Genomic DNA, 19,997 nt, shown 5'->3' on the forward strand with positions numbered 1-19,997 from the left:
AAGGCCGTGTCTCAAAAAATTAAAAGCATCCGTATTCATCCGGGCATTGGCCTGGCACGCCTGGGTAACAGTGACGAGTTTTACATCGGGCCGGAAGCGCCCGGGGTCGTTGTGGATCCGGGTGGCAGCGGGGGCCCGGGCCCGGATGGGGGCAGTTATCGTGACAGTAAAGCCCGGCTAAAGCGCCAGGCACAGCGTTATCGTGTTTATGCCTATGACGCAGACGGTAATGTGGTGGGCGAACTGACCTCCGATTCCGGTCTGGTCAAGTCGTTGCGTTGGCGTGTGCATGTCAGAAACATGAAAGCGGCAAACTATGCCTTTCAGGGGGCTTATCTGTTTGACCCCGATGCGTTGCGCAATCCGTCGATTCAACCTGGGAAAAAACCCATTGAACGTACGCAGCTGATTATTGATCCGGGTGTTCACACCATTACGTCTGGCCAGACTGAGCCGGTAGTGATGAAGGGGGACGTCTTCACCGGCATTGAAAAAGGGATGCTTCCAGGCGCGTTGCGGTTTGAGGGGTTCACCCCCAAAGATCCTTCCCAAGAGGTAGAAGTAACGTACACGGCTGCCAAGGATATCGAGTTGGGGCAGTTACGGCTCGATGCCCAGAATCGCTTGCTCTTTATACCCGCACCGGGCAAGGGTGATTGCGTGACGACACCTCGGGTTGTGCTCTCAAACCCCAGTGAAACCGTTGAGCCGCCGAATGGCCCGGAAAACGGTAAAAATCCGCTGACCAACCAGTTTGCGTATTTCAATGTGCCGGGGTGGTGGGATGACACCTGTGGTGGCGAAATTGACGTCACCGTAACATTGAGTGATGGCACGGTGTTAAGCACGCGTGATAACGTCACGTCGGAAGCGGATGATGGGGCTCGCAACCCCAACGCAGGCGCCTGGATCATTACCGCGCCACCAAAATATGCGCCGCATATGTACCACGTGGTATCTATTCTTGATCGGGTGTACGAGGCCTTTCCGGAAGCCTACCCCAATGCCGGCAAGAAAACCAATTTTTACCGGGATATCTATCCGATATTTTCCAATGCCGTGCATTATGGGTGGGTCAGTGCAGAAGCGGCGGGCGTCTTGCCCGAAGCTAAAAACAAGGGCCATGGCCCGGCCCAGTCGGGCAACTTGCTCAGCCCGGGCTACCTGGCGTTGCTGAGCGATCCCGCTGAAGGCATGAAACCGGTCAGGCAAACCATTTACCGTCTCATGCGCCATGCGCCAGGGCAACGCGGGCGATTGGTCGATTCGCTGATGCCGCCACCGCCACAGCGTCCGACCAGCTGGAAAAATGACGAGTTCAAACGCGCCGAGGTCGATACCCTGATGCCTAAATTGTGGGGTACGGGTGGCAAGCCGTTGCAGAACAAGCAACTGGGTATCAGCTTGCCGGACCAGTTCCTGAGCCTGACAGATTGGCAGTTGAATCACCTGAAAAACTGGGCCGAGGGTGATTTTGAGGTCGGAACACTTCAAAAGCCTGCACCGCTTGAAAAATTACCGCTAAGCGATCAGCCGCATGCCCTTGACAGCGCGGCTCTTGAGCCAACCATTGGCGGCGGTTTTCACCCGGGCATCGAGTTTCCGTATCTCATCATTTACCGGGAGTTTTTCGCCGAAGCCTTCCGGGTTGGTAAAGAGGTTGAGCCCGGTTCGCTGTCAGCCTATATGTCCAGCCCGTGGCAAGGTGACTTCTGGTCGTGTAACGAGGCCTGGTGGCCGACGCAGCGCCCCGATATTGTCTTCGACTACGATACGAACACGAAAACCCGAACCTATAAAGAGTGGTTCCGGGGTTACGACGCGGAAGGTGAGCCACTTTCGTCTACCGATGGGTACGAGCAGATGGCGTATGCCTGGCCGAAGCTGGGCATGGTGCTGCCGATCAAAACCCCCGAGGGTGATTTCTTGAAAGACAACGGGTCCGTTGTCTTCGTTGAGCAAGAGCGTGATCCCACCTTAAATCGGCCCCCGCAAAAGGGAACTGATTGCATTGGCAGCGTTATTCGACAAAGGCACCGAGACGTCTTGGGACGTCGTTGTCGTGGGTGGTGGGCCGGCGGGGTCGGCAACCGCGATGACGCTGGCCAGGTTTGGTCGGCGTGTCCTTCTGGTCGACGAGCAGGGGGCACCAGACCCAAGTTGGGTGAATCGTTGCCGCCGGTGTGTGTGGGTTTGGTAAGGCATTTTCTGGGCAATATCGAGGCGCCTGAAGAAGTGCAGTGTGGGGTATTCAGGACGGCAGGTAACGTTTCTGTCTGGGGCACCGAACAGCCACAGACCACTGATTTTTCTTCACGCAAACCGGCTTCGGTTTATGTGTTGATCGCGTCGCATTCGATGAAGCGTTGCGCACAAAAGCGGTTGCAGCCGGCACTATTCTGCACAGGGGCTTGCGTTTTGAGTCCTGCTCCCGGCTTGCAGATACGGCGTTTAATTGGCAACTGGGGTTTGGTCCGGGGCTGCTGCACAGCGCACGCGTTATCTGGTTGATTGCTCGGGTCGGCGGGCGGTTGTTGCCAGGGCATTGGGCGGTTCGATGCTTGAGACGAATGACATGCTGTTCGCTTACGCGCAATGGTTTGAAACGTCCGGGCCTGATGCCGACCCGTACACCCGGATCGAAGCCGGGCCACACGGGTGGTGGTATACCAACCGGCTGCCGGGTATTCAAGAGGGCGCTACCCGGCGTCTGGTGGTTTTCCATACCGACAAAGATTTGCCTCAGGCGAAAATGGCGGCCAGCCCCGACGGTTTTCAGCAGTTGCTGGGCAATTCTGCGCATATCGGGCCATTGCTTGAGCAGCAGGGCTATCGTCCATTGGGTGCGATTCGTGGTGCTGCGGCCAATAGCCAGCGGTTGGTGTCTTTTTGTGGTGATGCCTGGATGGCAGTGGGGGATGCTGCCCAAGCATACGATCCATTATCGTCCCAGGGGATTGATAAAGCGCTACGGACGGGTAGCCATGCGGGCCATCTGATTCATTATGCGCTGTCTGACGGCCAGGTTGCCGGCAGTGAACTGGGTCAAGATAATCATTACATCGGGCAATATGTTATGCAGCAGCAGCAGTTGTGGCAAAGTTATGTATCGCAGCGTGATTTTTATTACCAGACGCAGCCGCGATGGGCAGAACAGGCATTCTGGCAGCGTCGGCGTTCACCGGGTTGAAGAATGGCCCGCAGGCGTACAGTAGATGAAGGTGCATCGTCATGACGCTTCGCAAAGACAAGGTGCCTCCGGGCTTGATTGTCCGCAGCTGGCGGCGTATTCGTCGGCGTCGCCATTTCACTGTCAGCGCCTTGATTTTTGTTGCGCTTGCCCTGGTTCTGGTTCTGATCGGGTTGCGACCCGAGCTCAGCCTTCTTCTGGCATTTGACAGCGCGGTTGTCACGTTTCTGACAACCACCGTCATCATGTTTGCACGTTCCGATGCCCAGACCATCCGGCAGCGTGTACGTAAAGAAGATGAAGATTATTGGGGCTTTCTCTTAAGCAGTGCCGCCATCGCGGCTGTGGTGCTTGTCGCCTTGGCCGTCGAGCTGAACACGATCAAGTCAGCCAACAGCCTTCATATAGCGCTGGCCGTGTGTAGCCTGATTCTGGCATGGTTGTTCATGAATACCATCTTCGCTTTGCACTATGCCCATGACTACTATGTCAACAGTAATCGTGAACCCGTAGGTCTGAATTTTCCAGGAACCTCTGACCCCGACTACTGGGATTTCCTGTATTTCGCGTTTGTCATTGGAATGACTTTTCAGGTTTCTGATGTACAGATCGATTCGCGCGCAATCCGGCGTGTGGCGCTGGCCCACGCGATGATTGCCTTTTTCTTTAACGTGGTCGTGATTGCGCTCAGCGTCAATATCGTTGCAGGCAATACGTAAGCGGCTATTTCAGTTTTTGCGCTCATGAACCCATATATCTTGCTGGGCAGTGCCATTGTTTTTGAAGTTGTTGCGACCACCGCCATGAAGGCTTCAGACGGGTTTTCCAGGCTTTGGCCCAGTTTGGTTTGCGGGTTGGGGTATCTCGTTTCGTTTTATTTTTTGGCGCAAACCCTGAAAAGTATCCCGACTGGCATTGCGTATGCCATCTGGTCAGGCGTTGGTATTGTGCTTGTTTCGATAATGGCCTGGTGGTTTCACGGGCAGCGACTGGACTGGGGGCGCTGGCAGGAATGGCCTTGATCGTTTGCGGCGTTGTCGTGATCAATGTTTTTTCCGATGTCGCTGTCCATTAGCATCGCAGATGGTCTGTGTGCCTGCAAGCACGGTTCCCCATGCTGCTACGATACGGTTTCAAGTTTCAATTGTTGCGAGGAAAAGCATGAAAAACGTCTGGGTCGCTCTTTTGTCAGCGCTGATCACCAGCCCGGTTGTTGCCAGCCCGGAGCATGGGCACCTGACGGTTTATCAGGATCCGAATTGCGGGTGCTGTAGCGGGTGGGCACAGCACATGGCGTCGTCCGGCTTCAGTGTCACGACTATCAAAACGACGGATATGGCCTCACACAAGGCCCGGCTGGGCGTGCCGCCTGCGTTGGGGTCTTGTCATACCGCTGTCGTTTCGGGCACCGGACAGGTTATCGAAGGTCATGTGCCCGCCAATGCGGTGCGCAAGATGCTGACTGATCCTTCAATCAAAGGGGTGGCGGCGCCGGGAATGCCTGCCAATTCACCCGGTATGGGCGAGCTTGATGGCAATCTGGTTACCGTTGATTTTCAGGGCCGTCCGTTTTCACGTGATTGAGCACATCGGGTTACACGGGGCTGCGCATGGCCTGGGCGGGTTGCTGATACATGAGCCGTTTTTGCCGAGGCTGATGTGACGTTGCTGCGGTCAGCGCCCGAGTTATTCTATTTTCTACTGGCCTGTAGTGTGGGGGCGGTTGTAGGGCTGGTGGGTGGTTTTTTCACCGATCCATTGACGCGCTTTCCGGGTGGCATTCGTCGCTGGTGTTGTCGCAACCGGGGTGGTTGTCGATTTTGCTTGTGGCCTTGGTAACCGCAACACTGACCGTTTTGGTTGCGTGGCTGGTTCGTCGGTTTGCGCCTGAGGCTGCAGGCAGTGGTGTGCAGGAAATCGAGGGGGTGATGGCTGATCAGCGGGTGCTGCGTTGGCAGCGCGTCCTGCCGGTAAAGTTTTTGGTGGCATTGCGTCGTTATCGTCCGGGCTTGTGCTGGGGCGCGAAGGGCCCACGATTCATATCGGTACCTCGGTGGCAGCAGCATTTGCGGGGCGCCTGCGACTTGGTGAGGTTGACCACAAGGGGTTGTTGGCGGCGGGTGCAGCCGCAGGTTTGGCGTGCGCCTTCAATGCGCCGTTGGCCGCCACGATTTTTGTGATCGAGGAGATGCGGCGTCATTTTCCATACTCGTTCAAGAACCTGACGGCGGTAGGGTTGGCCTGCATATTGGCGACCGTTGTCTCTGAAGCCATGGGCGGCAGTGCGCCTGACCTGTTTATGCCGGTGTCTGCCGAGCCTCCTGCGTTGTCCGTTTTACCCTGGTTTGCCGTACTTGGGTTAGTGATGGGTGTGCTGGGGGTTTTACTGAATCGTTCGCTGTTGTTCATGGGAACCGTGGTACCGCGTTTCCATCGACGCGCGCCCTATGTTTTCCAGGCTGTGGTTGGTGCGGCAGCGGGTGTTTTGCTGGCTGTATTTCCCATGGCCGTGACGGGGGGAACACCTTGTGCATGATCTGGGGGTAACGATGCCGTCGGTAGCCTTGTTGCTGGGTTTGGTGGTGCTGCGTTTTGCCACGACCGTGCTCAGCTATGCTACCGGTGTTCCGGGTGGTATTTTTGCGCCCATTCTGTCGTTGGCCATGTGCGCCGGTTTGGCGTTTGGGCTCTTGGTCCAATGGGTGTTGCCACACCTGGGTACCGATCCGGTTTTATTTGGTTTGGCGGCGATGGGTGGGTTATTTACCGCCTCAGTGCACGCGCCCTTGGTGGGTATTGTCCTGATTGCAGAACTGACAGGGGCCTATACATTGCTGTTGCCCTTGATGTTAACTTGCCTGTGTGCGTTGACGATGGCCAGGTTGTTGCGCGGCCAACCGATTTACGAAGCGCTGCTCGAACGTTTGCTGCGTAATTGATCAGACATTGAGGGTAAAGCGTCATGCCCTTGACATGGCCCCGTGTCTAGCGGTGGCCATTGTAAATGGTGCCGCGATACTTAAACGGTGGTACTCGCCCGCCAGAACACCTGTTGCGCACCGGGTAGTGTCTTGATTTCTTTCAGCAGGGCATCAAGTTCCGGCCCCTGAATGGATACTGGAAGCAAGTGAGTTTCAATTTCTGCCTTTTGTTCGCCAAAAGGGGTGACTTCGGTGTCTCGAAAAGGCAGGTTGGCAGTATTCAACGCTTTTTCAAGCGCGGATAAAATCGTTTCACAGTGCGCTTCCGCTGTGATGATATGGATGGAATAGGTTACCTCAACCTCGTCAGGGTGCAGCGGGCGGCGGTTGATCCGGTCAACGGCCGGGCGCAGCAGTGTGTTGGCGGCCAGCACAAACACGGTTCCCAGAATGGCTTCGGGCAACAGGTCTGCACCTGCAGCACACCCGACGGCTGCAGAACCCCATAACGTTGCGGCGGTATTGATACCGCGCACGTTGCCCTGTTCACGCATGATGACCCCAGCGCCCAGAAAGCCGACGCCCGACACGATGTAGGCCAGGACTTGAAGTGTGCCTGGCGAACCACCGTGGATCTGGTGAAAACGCATGGCGGTGTCTACAAACAAGGCGGCGCCTACAGCAACCAGGACATTGGTACGCAAGCCTGCGGTTCGCAAGCGAAACTGTCGTTCCAGGCCAATCGCACCGCCCAGAATAAAGGCGGCAGCCAGGCTAATGACCGAGTCAACGAAGGGGATAAGCTCAAAGTAGGCGAACGCTTGCATGTTAACCAAAAGAGTCAGCGTGTAAACGCACGACTATAGGCTAATTTGGCGACGCCCAGGTGACAAGCTCGTGTTTCGGCACCGCTTGCCTGTAACAAGAGTGGAGGCCTGCACGAGCCTCCAGCCGGCGTTTGCTTTACTGAACTACCGGCTTGGTGGCTGCGAACCGGGAAGCCGGGCATGTCGCTGTGTCGCGGTACAGCGTTTCCCGATAGAGCCAAGACGGCAGTTGCGCGTGGGCCAGTGCTCGCCGAGCGGCTTCAGGGGTGGCGTCAGAATCATTAAGCGTGAGTTTGCCCGTTGTTTTGTCGAAACTCGCCGCCAGCGCTGGCGCGTTTGGCTTCAGGATGGTGGCCTGATCGTCATCAACCAGGGCAAATAAATCGTTGAACTGAATCAGTGCGCGTCCAGGGCTTGAAGCGTCTTTTGTGAAGTCACGTCCGGTCATGGGGTGACACGACGATATGCCGGCCAGACTAAGGAGTGTCGGTGCCAGGTCGATCTGGCTGGCCATGGGCGTGATGCGTGCCGGTTCGATGTCGGCACCCAATATCAGCCCGGGGATCTTGAAGCGCGAAACCGGTACCAGTTCGTTACCGTAGACGCGAATGTCGTGATCGGCGACCACCAGAAAGAGTGTGTCTTTCCAGTAGGGGCTGGCCTTCGCTTGTTTGAAGAACCGGCCCATGGCCCAGTCTGCGTATTTGACGGCATTTGCTGCTGTTGCCGCGGGTTCTTCATAGAGTGCGATGCGGTCTTGCGGGTATTCGAAGGGCTCGTGGTTAGTTGAGGTGAACACCAGCGTCAGGAAAGGTTTGCCCGAGGCCTGGTATTGAAGCAGCGTTTCGTGGGTTTTGTTGAACAGGTCTTCGTCACTGGCCCCCAGCTGCCGGTAAATACCGGGTTCTTGATGTCGGCAGCATCAATAATGTGATCAAAACCGTTTCCGGTAAAAAAGCTGCGCATATTGTCGAAATGGGCCTCGCCGCCGTAAATAAAGCTGGTGGTGTACCCCGCTTTCTTGACGATAGAGGCAATGGTGGTGAAATCGCGTTGACTGCCAGACAGCTTGACAACGCTTTGAGCCGGAGTGGGCGTAAACCCTGAAACCACCGCCTCGATACCGCGCACAGATCGTGTCCCGGTCGCATAAAGATTCTCGAACCAGATGCCTTCGTTTTTCAATGCTTCCAGTTCGGGAGTTACCGGTATGCCACCCAGTGATTCGACGAATGTGGCACCCAGGCTTTCCTGCAGGATAATGACGATGTTCAACGGTTTGGGCCGCACGGCGGTGGCGGCCTGATGATGCAGAGTCGGAAGCTCGGTTGACAGATACCGGTTACCGGCCATCCAAGGCCATTGCCTGATGTCAGCCAGCATCTGGTCAACGTCGAGTTCACCATAAATCTCGGTGCTGCGCGCTTCGTGTTTCAGGCTGTAAAGTGCATACAGCACCGAATATCCCGAGTTGATGACCAACGAGTTCACCATGGCGTCGGAGGTAATGGCGAACAGGGCCGGGTTGGCAGGACGATGGTCTGTAGTTGAGCGGATGCCGGCAAAGACGAGGAAGACCGCAAGGGGCCAGGCCAGCAGGCGTGCCCACACTGGGCCCACGGACAGGGATGCCTTTGGAATTCGCAGCCACCGGCTGAAAAGGACGATAGCGGCTATTGTCAAAAGTACGCCCAGAACCAGCGGTACTTTGAACCCTTGCCAAAGCGTGGAAAAGACTTCTTTCGGGTATTGAAGGTATTCGATGAACAGGCGATTGGGCCGGATATCGTATTGAGCGATGAAAGCCGGTGTCGAGACTTCCATGAAGGTGATCAGAACCAGAGACGCAACGCACCACAGGTAGGTAAACCTGAACCATATCGATTGCCAGCGTCGCTGGGCCAATGGCAAGGCCAGAGCAACAGGCAGGGCGGCAAACATGCACACCAGAATCAGGTCGGCGCGCAAGCCTTGCAGGATAATGTCGGCTAACTGATCAGTGGCCAACACGCGATCTGACAACCAGAGGATCAGGCCCAGACGACTTGCGCCCAGAATCGCCACCCCGGCAAGAATCATCAGAAGGATATGGGCATATGGGCCAGCCCATGCGAAATGTGATTTTTGTCCTGCCGAGTCGTGCATAGGGGAGGTCGAGTGTATGTCAGATAACTTTCAGAGTGTAGGGTGCTTTGAATTAAGGAATACTTAAGACAGTTCCAGTATGCTGGCGGATCCAGGAGAAAAACACAATGCAGGTCAAAGCAAAAGGGTGGCGCCGCGTGGTGGCTGCCGTGGGGTATTCATGGTGCGGGCTGGTCAGCGGCTGGAAATCCGAGGCGGCGATACGTCAGGAAGTGGTCTTGTTATTGGTCGGGGCGCCGCTCGCGTTCTGGCTTGATGTCACTGCGCTTGAAAAAGTGGCCCTGGTACTCAGCCTCGTCATGGTGCTGGTGGTTGAACTGCTTAATTCAGCTGTCGAGGCGGTGGTTGACCGCATTGGCTATGAACGCCATGAACTCAGCGGCAAAGCCAAAGATCTTGGGTCGGCGGCCGTATTCATTTCTGTGTTGGGGGCATTGTTCACGTGGGCGGTTATTTTGTGGTGATGCCGGGTGACGCGTCATGAGACTGTTGCTGGTTGAAGATGATATCTTGCTGGCGCAAGGGTTGATTAATGCGCTGGATCGCATGGGTTATCGGGTAGAGCACTGCATTACGGGCAGTCAGGCCCGGGTTGCGGTCGGTCAAGGGCAGTTTGATTGTGTTTTGCTTGATCTGGGTTTGCCAGACGGCCTTGCGGTGCCGGTTATCCGGCACATACGGTCAGCTCACAACGCAACGCCGATTCTCGTTTTGACGGCGTTTGACCACCTGGAAACCAAGCTTGAAGCCCTGAATGCCGGCGCCGACGATTATGTGTTGAAGCCGTGTGACGTGCGTGAAATCGAGGCACGCATTCGTGCCTTGCTCCGGCGGCGTGGTCAGTTGCAGTCAGATATTCTGACGCATGGCCCCTTATCGCTCGACCTTAACACCTGGGCGTGTCACTTTTCCGGTAAGCCCGTCAGTCTGACGCGACGCGAGTTCTTGCTGCTTAAAGAGTTTCTGCTTCATCCCGGCAAGATTCTGTCGCGTCAGCACCTGGATGAGATCAATGCCGGCTGGCAGGGCGAAACAGAAAGCAATTCCGTCGAGGTCCACATTCACAATATCCGCAAGAAAGTTTCCCGCGATCTGATACGCAACGTGCGCGGCGTAGGTTATTTACTGTCTGGCTTTGATGAAACCTGAACGTATCCGGCGTTTTTTGTTGTGGGGGATTGGCGGCACGATTGTGGTGCTGATGGCTGTGGTTGGTGTGGCAACGTATTTCAGTACTCAGCACGAGGTTGATGAGCTATTTGACGCAGAACTGGCCCAGTATGCGCGTCTGATCAACCGCTTGCTGGTTGAGGCCAATACAGTGTCATTAGGTGAGCAGTTTGTGATTCCCTTACCCGATGGGGTGGCCCTGGACGAGGAGGCTTCGAAAAGCACCGGTACAGTTCCATTCATGGCTGATGCAGTTCACAAGTACGAGCGGAAAATCGCCTTTCAGGTCTGGCGCAGCGACGGCACGATGCTGTTGCGTAGTGAAAGTGCTCCGGCACAGCAGCCTGTTGCAAGTAAAGTCAGCGGTTTCGGGAGCATGGTCGTTGCAGATAACCGTTGGACTACGTTTGCATTGTTCAACGCCCGTCTCGATGTCTGGGTGCTTACGGCGCAGCGCAATGACGTGCGCGATGAGTTGAGCCTGTATCTGGCCCTGGGGCAGTCGGGGCCTCTGGCATTATCTTTGATTCCGATGCTTTTGCTGGTGTGGTGGGTGGTGCGTCGGGGCATGGCCTCTATTGCCACGTTGTCCTCTACCCTTGGCGCCATCGATCCGGCTCATGCCCGCACGGTAACTCTCGACTTGCCCGAAGAGCTCAGGCCGGTTCAAGTGGCCGTCAACCGGCTTCTCGAGGCCCAGCATCAATACATTTCGCGTGAAAAGCGCTTCATTGCGGATGTCTCTCACGAGTTGCGCACGCCCTTGAGCATCTTGGCCGTCCATAGCAAGAATCTTGATCAGGCACGGCAACGGTCTGACGTCGATTCCGCAGCGCGGGCGATTCGTATGGGGGTGCGGCGGCTGTCTTACCTGGTTAGCCAGTTGATGGAACTTGAAAAGCTGGAGCAGGTTCAAAAATACACACATCCTCACACGATCTGGCCGTACTTGTGCAAGAGTCATTGGCCCAGGTCAGCCCGGGCTTGCTCGAGCGTGTGGACTGGGCGCTGGATATTCCGGCCGGTATCACCGTACGCGTTGACCATGGGTTGTTTCTGGTGGCGTTGCGCAACGTGCTTGATAACGCGTGCAAATATGCGGCAGACCAATCAACGGTAACCGTGCGTTTTATGTCGGGGGCCTCTTCGAGGTCAGCAATATCGTGGTGCCGGGCCATGAGCCGGATCTTCAGCGTCTTGGTGAGCGATTTTTCCGGCATCCGGCGCATGCGGCCACCGAGGGCTCCGGGCTGGGGTTGACATTGCTGGCAAGAATCTTTCACTTGCATCAATTGAGCCCGTGTTACCGTTTTATTCCGCCTGACAGGTTCATGGTCCAGACGGATCTTTCCCCCGTGCTGGAAAGGGTTACCCGGCAAGGTCTCGCGCCGGATATGTTAAAAACAGATTAAATGCCATTGACTGTCCGGACACGGAGCGGGTTATTCTGCGTTGGTGCGCCCGCCAGGGCGCCTGCCTGATGATGCCCCGGGTTTTCCGGTAAAATGGTCTGTTCATTTCATCTATTTGTCTTTTACTTCTAATTTATATAGGTCCCTAATGCAGCCCGTGGTTGAAACTCTGTCCGGCCTTGAGCGCCGTGTTGATCTGGTCGTTTCGATGGCCGACATCGAAAAAGAAGTCCAGACGCAGCTCAAGCGCGTCGCACGTACCGCAAAAATTCAAGGTTTTCGCCCAGGCAAGGCACCGCTCGCCATGGTCGAGCGCAGCCACGGCCCCGGCATCCGCTACGATGTCATCAATACAGAAGTGGGTCGTGCTCTCGATAACCTGCTGAAAGAAACACAGCTGCGTGTTGCCGGTACCCCCAGTCTCGAACCCAAAACCGAAGGCGTCGAAGACGGTCAGCTGGCGTTCTCGGCAACCTTCGAGGTCTATCCCGAGATCGAACTGCCCGACCTGTCGGCACTGAACGTTACCCGTTCCAACGTTGATGTCGGCGACGCCGAAGTTCAGCGTACCGTCGATATCCTGCGCAAGCAGCGTGCCAACTTCGAAGTTCGTGAAGACCGTGAGGCGCAAGACAACGACCGTATCACGCTCGACTTCGTTGGCAAGATCGATGACGTTGCCTTCGATGGCGGTTCGGCTGAAGGGTTCTCGTTCGTATTGGGCCAGGGCCGCATGCTGCCCGAGTTCGAAGAAGCGGTTCGCGGCATGAAAGCTGGCGATACCAAAACGTTCCCGCTTGAATTTCCCGCCGATTACGCCGGTAAAGAAGTCGCTGGCAAGAAAGCTGACTTTGAAATCAAGGTCACTGAAGTGGCTGAAGCCATTCTGCCGGAAGTCGATGCCGAATTTGCCAAGTCGCTGGGTCAGCCCGAAGGCGATGTCGAGAAACTGTTGGCCGATATCCGCAACAACATCGAGCGCGAAGCCAAGGCACGTGCGTTGTCGCGTACCAAAGCCAGCGTCCTTGACGCTCTGGCCGCCGCCGTGTCCTTTGACGTACCCAAGGCCTTGGTCGAAGGCGATACCCAAAGCCGCATTGATGCCGCCCGTGCCGATCTGAAAGCGCGCGGTGTGCCGAATGCCGACAGCCTGCCAATTCCCGCTGAAGCGTTCAGCGCCGAATCCGAGCGTCGCGTCCGTTTGGGCTTGCTGGTATCTGAACTGGTCGGCAAGGCCGATTTGCAAGCCAAACCTGAACAAGTGCGTGCACGCATCGAAGAACTGGCCCAGAACTACGAACAGCCTGCTCAAGTTGTTGCCTACTATTTGTCCGATCGTCAGCGCCGCGCTGAAATTGAAGCCATTGTGCTCGAAGACAACGTGGTCAACCATGTGCTTGAAAAAGCCCGGATCACTGACGAAAACGTTGAATTTGACGAACTGATGGGGGCTGCATAAATGCAGCGATTCACTGATTTCTACGCGGCGATGCACGGTGGTGGTTCGGTCGTTCCTACAGGTTTGGGCTATGTGCCTATCGTTGTAGAGCAGTCGGGCCGGGGTGAACGTTCTTATGACATCTACTCGCGTTTGTTGCGCGAGCGGGTGATCTTTTTTGTCGGCCCGGTCAATGACCACTCGGCCAACCTGGTTGTGGCGCAGTTGCTGTTCCTCGAATCCGAGAACCCGGGCAAAGATATTTCGCTCTACATCAACTCGCCGGGTGGGTCAGTGTATGCCGGCATGGCCATTTACGACACCATGCAGTTCATCAAGCCCGATGTCTCTACGTTATGTACAGGCATTGCGGCGAGCATGGGGGCGTTCCTGCTGGCTGCCGGTACCAAGGGAAGCGCTATGCGCTTCCCAACTCCCGCATCATGATTCACCAGCCATCGGGTGGTGCCCAGGGTCAAGCCTCTGACATCCAGATCCAGGCGCGTGAAATTCTCGATTTGCGTGAACGCCTGAACGCCATGCTGGCCACCAACACCGGGCAACCCGTCGAACGTATTGCCGAAGACACCGAACGCGACAATTTCATGTCTGCCGCTGATGCCCAGGCCTATGGTCTGATCGACAAGGTTCTGGTGTCTCGTTCCGACGAATAGCCCTTAAACAGTTAGTCAAAGAGTCATATGCCCGATAAAAAAGGACCTGCAGCCGAAAAGGCTTTGCATTGTTCGTTTTGCAATAAAAGTCAGCATGAAGTGCGCAAGCTTATCGCCGGCCCTTCGGTGTTCATTTGCGACGAGTGCATCGATTTGTGCACCGACATCATTCGCGAAGAAACCAAAGATGCCGCGCGCAATGCTGTGCGTAACGAATTGCCTACACCGCAAGAGATCAAGGCCTTTCTCGATGGTTACGTCATCGGGCAAGACACGCCCAAACGCAGCCTGGCGGTGGCGGTTTACAACCACTACAAACGCATTCGCTACGGTGAAGTAAAGGGTGACGATGTTGAATTGTCCAAAAGCAATATCTTGCTGATCGGGCCCACCGGCTCGGGCAAGACATTGCTGGCGCAAACCCTTGCGCGCATGCTTGATGTTCCCTTTGTCATGGCTGACGCCACCACGCTGACAGAAGCGGGGTATGTCGGTGAAGACGTCGAGAACATCATTCAAAAGCTGCTTCAGAACTGCAACTACGATGTTGAAAAGGCGCAGCGCGCCATTATTTACATCGACGAAATCGACAAGATTTCGCGTAAATCAGATAACCCCTCCATTACCCGCGACGTTTCAGGGGAAGGGTGCAGCAGGCTTTGCTCAAGATCGTTGAAGGTACGGTAGCTTCCGTGCCACCGCAAGGTGGGCGAAAACATCCCAACCAGGATTTTGTCCAGGTCGACACCACCAATATCCTGTTCATTGTTGGCGGGGCATTTGACGGTCTCGAAAAGGTTATTCAAGACCGCACTGAAAAATCGGGTATCGGTTTTTCGGCGGCTGTTCGCGACAAGTCAGAACGGGGTACGGGTGAGCTGTTTGCCGAGGTCGAGCCCGAAGATCTGGTCAAATTCGGGCTGATTCCCGAACTGGTTGGCCGTTTGCCTGTGGTGGCCACGCTTGAAGAACTGCAGGAAGATACCCTGGTATGTATTCTTACCGAGCCTAAAAACGCCATTATCAAGCAGTTCCAGAAACTGTTCGAAATGGAAGATGTCGAGCTTGAGGTGCGTCCCGAGGCGTTGCAGGCGATTGCGCAGCGTGCACTCAAGCGTCGTACCGGTGCCCGGGGGTTGCGTTCCATTGTTGAACAGGCCTTGCTGGGTACCATGTATGAACTTCCCTCGCAGAAAAACGTCAAAAAGGTCATACTTGACGAGAATGCTGTCGATGGTGGTGGGTCACCCTTGCTCATTTATGCCGACGAGTCTGAAGCGTCACCCGTCGATGGTGGTGACAAGGCCGCCTCGCAGAAGCTGAAAGATGCAGCTGCCTGATGGGGGCTTGAAAACGTCGTAATCGTCGCCATATGTACGATAGATGCAGTACCACAAAAGGGAGGCGCAGGCTTCCCTTTTGCTTCTAAAGCAGCGTTTTTTAAGGAAAATACTATGTCTGCGAGCCCGATTCTTTCTTCAGAACCAATGGACTTGCCCCTCTTGCCTTTGCGGGATGTGGTGGTATTTCCTCACATGGTGATCCCGCTGTTTGTCGGCCGTCCACGTTCGATCAAGGCGCTCGAGGTGGCAATGGAAGCCGGCAACAACATCATGCTGGTGGCACAAAAGTCAGCCGGAAAAGATGATCCGACCCCTGATGACCTTCACGAAATCGGTTGTGTCGCCAGTATTTTGCAAATGCTCAAGTTGCCCGACGGTACCGTCAAGGTGCTGGTTGAAGGCCTTCAACGCGCAAAAATCGGGTCGGTTGTTGATGCTGACACGCATTTCATGTCCAGCGTTCATGCTTTGCCCCCGAGGCGTCACAAAGTGCCGAAGCCGAGGCCTTGCGTCGCGCTGTCGTCGCCCAATTCGAGCAGTATGTCAAACTCAACAAGAAAATTCCGCAAGAGATCCTGACATCACTTGGCGGTATTGATGAAGCCGCGCGTCTGGCTGATACCGTCGCGGCACATCTGCCGCTGAAAATCGAACAAAAGCAGGATTTGCTCGAGGTTATCGGTACCGTCGAGCGTCTTGAAAAGTTGCTTTCGCAGCTTGAGTCTGAAATTGATATTCTTCAGGTCGAAAAGCGCATTCGTGGCCGCGTCAAGAAGCAGATGGAAAAGAGTCAGCGTGACTACTACCTGAACGAGCAGGTCAAGGCCATTCAGAAAGAGCTGGGTGAGGGCGAAGAAGGCGCGGACATTGAAGAGCTTGAAAAGAAAATCGCGGCGGCCCAATTGCCCAAAGATGCGCTCAAGAAGGCTGAAGCCGAGCTCAAGAAGCTCAAGTTGATGTCGCCGATGTCGGCCGAGGCCACGGTGGTTCGCAACTACATTGAAACCCTGGTCGGCTTGCCATGGCGTAAAAAGAGTCGTATCAACAGCTCGATTTCCAACGCGGAAAGGGTACTTGATGCAGACCACTATGGTCTTGAGAAAGTTAAAGAACGCATTATCGAGTATCTGGCGGTGCAGCAGCGCGTTGACAAGCTGAAAGCGCCGATTCTGTGCCTCGTCGGCCCCCCGGTGTGGGTAAAACCTCATTGGGTCAGTCGATTGCCAGCGCCACGAATCGCAAATTCGTGCGTATGGCCTTGGGCGGCGTGCGTGATGAAGCTGAAATTCGTGGTCATCGTCGCACCTACATTGGTTCAATGCCCGGAAAGATCCTTCAGAACATGAGCAAGGTCGCGGTGCGCAACCCCTTGTTCCTGCTCGATGAAATTGACAAGATGGGGGCGGATTTCCGCGGTGATCCGTCTTCGGCCTTGCTTGAGGTCCTTGACCCTGAACAGAACCACACCTTTCAGGACCATTACATCGAGGTTGATTTCGATCTGTCCGATGTGATGTTCGTGGCTACCAGCAATACCCTGAATATTCCGCCGGCGTTGCTCGACCGTATGGAAGTCATCCGCCTGTCGGGCTATACCGAAGACGAAAAGGTGCACATTGCGTTTGATCATCTGCTGCCCAAATTGATGAAGAACAATGGCGTGCGGGAAGGCGAAATGGAAGTCCAGGAGTCTGCGATTCGGGACATCGTTCGTTATTACACTCGTGAAGCCGGTGTGAGGGCGCTTGAGCGTGAGGTCAGCAAGCTGTGTCGCAAGGTCGTCAAGAAAATGCTTGAAGCCAGTCCTGAAGTAGTGAAGCCGGCTCGCAAGGGTGCAAAGGCGCCGGTCACCGAAAAAGTTGTCATTACATCCGATAACCTGTCGGACTTCCTCGGTGTACGCCGATACACTTACGGTATGGCCGAAAAGGAAAACAAGGTCGGCCAGGTAACCGGTTTGGCCTGGACAGAAGTGGGTGGCGATTTGCTGACCATCGAAGTGGCCGATATGCCCGGCAAGGGTAATGTGATCCGCACCGGTTCGCTGGGCGATGTCATGAAAGAATCGGTCGAGGCCGCACGTACAGTGGTGCGTTCCCGGGCCCATAAATGGGGTATTTTCTCGTCGGTCTTCGAGAAGCGTGACATTCACGTTCACTTTCCTGAAGGGGCGACGCCCAAAGACGGGCCTTCGGCGGGTATTGCCGTAACAACGGCCATGGTGTCGGCACTGACGGGTATCCCGGTGCGTGCCGATGTGGCGATGACCGGTGAAATCACCCTGCGCGGCGAGGTTCTTGCTATCGGTGGTCTTAAAGAAAAGCTGCTCGCAGCCCACCGGGGCGGCATCAAGACGGTCTTGATTCCCGAAGAGAACGTCAAAGATCTGGCCGATATTCCGGATAACGTCAAGAATCATCTTGAAATTGTTCCGGTGCGCTGGATTGACCGTGTGCTTGAGGTCGCCTTGCAAACCATGCCAGAGCCCCTGTCTGATGAAGAGGTGGCACGCCTTACGGCTGAAGCAATGGCCAGTGCCAAAGCTTCAGGCGGCGATAACTCGCACGATGCCATCATGAAGCATTGAGCGTGCTGTTCAAGCGCTGACTGCGAGTGTGGTCGGCGCAGTCACACTGAACCCTGGCAGGCCATTTGGTCTACCAGGGTTTTTTAATAAGCGAAGGAGGTGTTATTGCACGGTACGAATCAGGCCGACAGCAATACCCTCGAGGGTAAATTCGTCGGCAGAGGTAACCGCAATAGGATCAAAATCGGGGTTTTCAGGTAAAAGGGTGACTTGTTTTCCCTGGCGCTGCAGGCGTTTGACGGTGACATCATCGCCCAGGCGGGCAACAACGATCTGGCCGTTGCGGGCATCGGTGGTTTTTTAACCGCGAGCAAGTCGCCATCGAGGATGCCGGCGTCGCGCATGCTGAGCCCTCGTACTTTGAGCAGGTAGTCGGGCGTTTGGGAGAAGAGCGAGGATTCGACGCTGATTTCGCGATCGACGTGTTCGGCAGCCAGTATGGGGTGACCCGCCGCGACTCGCCCGACGACCGGCAATACCAGCTGTTCGGCGAGACTTGAGACCATGGACAGAGGGCTGTTACGCAGGGCTACACTGGATGGCCGGGTGAGCGCCGGCGTTGCATGGGCAGAATCGTTGGGGGCGTCGCCATGGCCATTGAAGCGCTGGCCGTGCTGCCTGATGCCCGAGCTGCATGAGCAGGGGCGAGAGGGGCTGTAATAGCCGGATTGTTGCCTGACAGCAGCCGTATACCTCGGGATGCGCCTGCGGTCAGGGCGATAGCCCCTTTTTGGCCAAAGCCTTGAGATGATCTTCGGCAGCGTTGGCTGAACGAAACCCCAGTTCGCGTGCAATTTCAGCGCGTGTTGGCGGAAAGCCGGTGCGCTCGAGTTGGCGACGGATGAGATCGAGAATTTGTTGCTGGCGAACGGTAAGTTTGATGGCCATGAAATAAAATAGGGCTGTATTTTTATACAGCCCTATTTTGCATGAAGGCGGGCACCTTGGCAAGCGCAACGACCCGCCAGGCCTTACCCCAGAGCGGGGTTTAGCCTGTCGCCAATGGCCGCTGGCGTTCAGCCAAGAACACTGGCAATGGCTTTGGCAACATAGTCGATGTTGCGACTATTGAGTGCGGCAACACAAATGCGACCGCTGCTGACCGCATAAACACCGTGTTTGTCACGCAGAACGTCAACCTGGGGCGCTGTAAGACCCGAGTACGAGAACATGCCGCGCTGGGCCAGTACGAAGTCGAAGTCTTGCTTGACGCCCTGGTCTTTGAGTTTTTGTACCAGTTGTTTGCGCATGTCGCGGATGCGGTTGCGCATCTGGCCCAGTTCGTCCACCCAGAGGCTGTACAATTCTGGCGTGTTCAAGACCGCAGAAACTACGGTGCCGCCGTGTGTGGGCGGGTTGGAGTAGTTGGTGCGAATGACGCGTTTGAGCTGGCTGAGTACACGGGTGCTTTCGTCTTTGGAACTGCAGACCAGTGTCAGGGCTCCGACGCGTTCACCGTACAGCGAGAACGATTTCGAGAACGATGAACTGACCAGCATGGTCATGCCCATGCTGGCGAACAGGCGAACTACCGAAGCGTCTTCGTCAAGGCCATCGCCAAACCCTGGTAGGCGATGTCAAGGAATGGAACAAGACCTGCGTCATTGACGGTGTTTGCGATTTCTTGCCACTGGGCAGGGGTGGGATCAACGCCGGTGGGGTTGTGGCAGCACGCATGCAGGACAACGACGGTGCCTTTGGGCAGTGACTTCAGGGCACCAATCATGCCTTCAAAATCAAGACCATGCGTTTCGGCGTTGTAATACGGGTAGTTTTCAACAACGAAGCCGGCACGTTCGAACAGTGCGCGGTGGTTTTCCCAACTGGGGTTGCTGATGACCACTTTGGCATCGGGTGAAATTTGTTTCAGGAAATCAGCGCCGATTTTCAGGGCACCTGTACCACCCAGGGTTTGCACCGTCAGGGCACGGCCTGACGCAGCAATGTCGGAGTCTTGGCCCAGCAACAGGGTTTGTGCCCCTTGTTGTAGCTGGCCAACCCCTCGATGGGCAGATAACCGCGCGGGGCGGCAGCCTGGATGCGTTGAACTTCAGCCTGCTGGACGGCCTTCAGCAAGGGAATTCGACCTTCATCGTCGTAGTAGACGCCGACGCCCAGATTGACTTTTTCTGTGCGCGTATCAGTGTTGTACTGCTCGTTGAGACCAAGAATGGGATCGCGGGGTGCCAGTTCGACAGCTTCGAAGATAGAGGTCATGTTGCCTGTATGTTGGGAAAGTTCGCGGAAATGTTGCGCGGGTAAAGCGCATGTACGCAATACGCACAACAAT

Annotated in this window: 10 protein-coding genes and 8 pseudogenes; 14 read left to right on the plus strand and 4 right to left on the minus strand. The window is 55.7% G+C overall.

Going from position 1 to position 19,997, the window contains the following annotated elements; translation table 11 throughout:
- Window positions 1–6: 6 nt before the first annotated feature.
- The 6 genes and pseudogenes from N7E01_RS16420 (at window position 7) to clcA (ending at window position 6,129) form a co-directional block, all read left to right on the plus strand.
- Complete coding sequence (locus N7E01_RS16420) at window positions 7–2,511, plus strand: LodA/GoxA family CTQ-dependent oxidase (RefSeq protein ID WP_434089530.1); 2,505 nt, start codon at window positions 7–9, stop codon at window positions 2,509–2,511.
- Window positions 2,512–2,557: 46 nt separating this feature from the next.
- The gene (locus N7E01_RS16430) at window positions 2,558–3,190 is read left to right on the plus strand and encodes an NAD(P)/FAD-dependent oxidoreductase (protein WP_289173652.1); all 633 of its coding nucleotides are present in this window, start codon (window positions 2,558–2,560) and stop codon (window positions 3,188–3,190) included.
- Between the two features lie 41 nt (window positions 3,191–3,231).
- Window positions 3,232–3,909, plus strand: coding sequence for a DUF1345 domain-containing protein (locus tag N7E01_RS16435; protein ID WP_289173653.1), 678 nt, complete (start codon window positions 3,232–3,234; stop codon window positions 3,907–3,909).
- 24 nt (window positions 3,910–3,933) lie between these two features.
- Window positions 3,934–4,265, plus strand: a pseudogene (locus N7E01_RS16440) (SMR family transporter).
- Between the two features lie 86 nt (window positions 4,266–4,351).
- Window positions 4,352–4,774: a DUF411 domain-containing protein gene (locus N7E01_RS16445; RefSeq protein WP_289173654.1), complete on the plus strand. Its 423-nt coding sequence runs from the start codon at window positions 4,352–4,354 to the stop codon at window positions 4,772–4,774.
- Window positions 4,775–5,097: 323 nt separating this feature from the next.
- Window positions 5,098–6,129 (plus strand): annotated as a pseudogene (gene clcA / locus N7E01_RS19120) (H(+)/Cl(-) exchange transporter ClcA).
- Between the two features lie 80 nt (window positions 6,130–6,209).
- Here the strand turns inward: clcA and N7E01_RS16460 are convergent.
- Entirely contained in the window at window positions 6,210–6,938 is a 729-nt protein-coding gene (locus N7E01_RS16460; protein ID WP_289173657.1) for an MgtC/SapB family protein, read from the minus strand.
- Window positions 6,939–7,074: 136 nt separating this feature from the next.
- Window positions 7,075–9,083, minus strand: a pseudogene (locus N7E01_RS19125) (LTA synthase family protein).
- Window positions 9,084–9,190: 107 nt separating this feature from the next.
- Between N7E01_RS19125 and N7E01_RS16470 the strand changes: the two are divergent.
- The 8 genes and pseudogenes from N7E01_RS16470 (at window position 9,191) to lon (ending at window position 17,707) form a co-directional block, all read left to right on the plus strand.
- Window positions 9,191–9,547, plus strand: a complete 357-nt coding sequence (locus N7E01_RS16470) for a diacylglycerol kinase (protein WP_289173658.1) — start codon at window positions 9,191–9,193, stop codon at window positions 9,545–9,547.
- 16 nt (window positions 9,548–9,563) lie between these two features.
- Window positions 9,564–10,232 carry a response regulator gene (locus tag N7E01_RS16475; RefSeq protein WP_289173659.1) on the plus strand — a complete coding sequence of 223 codons (669 nt, stop codon included), beginning with the start codon at window positions 9,564–9,566 and terminating at the stop codon, window positions 10,230–10,232.
- The gene (locus N7E01_RS16480; RefSeq protein WP_289173660.1) at window positions 10,222–11,373 is read left to right on the plus strand and encodes a histidine kinase dimerization/phospho-acceptor domain-containing protein; all 1,152 of its coding nucleotides are present in this window, start codon (window positions 10,222–10,224) and stop codon (window positions 11,371–11,373) included. Before N7E01_RS16475 ends, N7E01_RS16480 begins: the two co-directional genes overlap by 11 nt.
- 43 nt (window positions 11,374–11,416) lie before the next feature.
- Complete coding sequence (locus N7E01_RS16485; protein WP_289173661.1) at window positions 11,417–11,665, plus strand: hypothetical protein; 249 nt, start codon at window positions 11,417–11,419, stop codon at window positions 11,663–11,665.
- A 148-nt stretch (window positions 11,666–11,813) separates the two neighbouring features.
- Window positions 11,814–13,124, plus strand: a complete 1,311-nt coding sequence (tig, locus tag N7E01_RS16490; RefSeq protein ID WP_289173662.1) for a trigger factor — start codon at window positions 11,814–11,816, stop codon at window positions 13,122–13,124.
- Window positions 13,125–13,777: pseudogene (gene clpP, locus N7E01_RS16495) on the plus strand (ATP-dependent Clp endopeptidase proteolytic subunit ClpP).
- 27 nt (window positions 13,778–13,804) lie between these two features.
- A pseudogene (gene clpX, locus N7E01_RS16500) lies at window positions 13,805–15,117 on the plus strand (ATP-dependent Clp protease ATP-binding subunit ClpX).
- A gap of 114 nt (window positions 15,118–15,231) precedes the next feature.
- Window positions 15,232–17,707, plus strand: a pseudogene (gene lon, locus N7E01_RS16505) (endopeptidase La).
- A 102-nt stretch (window positions 17,708–17,809) separates the two neighbouring features.
- On the opposite strand, the pseudogene lexA reads toward lon, so the two are convergent.
- Together lexA and N7E01_RS16515 are read right to left on the minus strand one after the other, a co-directional pair.
- Window positions 17,810–18,595 (minus strand): annotated as a pseudogene (lexA, locus tag N7E01_RS16510) (transcriptional repressor LexA).
- Window positions 18,596–18,723: 128 nt separating this feature from the next.
- Window positions 18,724–19,924, minus strand: a pseudogene (locus N7E01_RS16515) (amino acid aminotransferase).
- Window positions 19,925–19,997: the final 73 nt, after the last annotated feature.

Origin of the sequence: Neopusillimonas aromaticivorans (assembly GCF_030344915.1) — a bacterium.
In the GTDB taxonomy this organism is placed as follows: Bacteria; Pseudomonadota; Gammaproteobacteria; order Burkholderiales; family Burkholderiaceae_B; genus Neopusillimonas; species Neopusillimonas aromaticivorans.

Coding starts and splice junctions, on each gene's coding strand:
- N7E01_RS16435 (WP_289173653.1), top strand. CDS start 3,232: ATGACGCTTCGCAAAGACAAGGTGCCTCCGGGCTTGATTGTCCGCAGC.
- tig (WP_289173662.1), top strand. CDS start 11,814: ATGCAGCCCGTGGTTGAAACTCTGTCCGGCCTTGAGCGCCGTGTTGAT.
- N7E01_RS16475 (WP_289173659.1), top strand. CDS start 9,564: ATGAGACTGTTGCTGGTTGAAGATGATATCTTGCTGGCGCAAGGGTTG.
- N7E01_RS16460 (WP_289173657.1), bottom strand. CDS start 6,938: ATGCAAGCGTTCGCCTACTTTGAGCTTATCCCCTTCGTTGACTCGGTC.
- N7E01_RS16430 (WP_289173652.1), top strand. CDS start 2,558: ATGCTTGAGACGAATGACATGCTGTTCGCTTACGCGCAATGGTTTGAA.
- N7E01_RS16480 (WP_289173660.1), top strand. CDS start 10,222: ATGAAACCTGAACGTATCCGGCGTTTTTTGTTGTGGGGGATTGGCGGC.
- N7E01_RS16445 (WP_289173654.1), top strand. CDS start 4,352: ATGAAAAACGTCTGGGTCGCTCTTTTGTCAGCGCTGATCACCAGCCCG.
- N7E01_RS16470 (WP_289173658.1), top strand. CDS start 9,191: ATGCAGGTCAAAGCAAAAGGGTGGCGCCGCGTGGTGGCTGCCGTGGGG.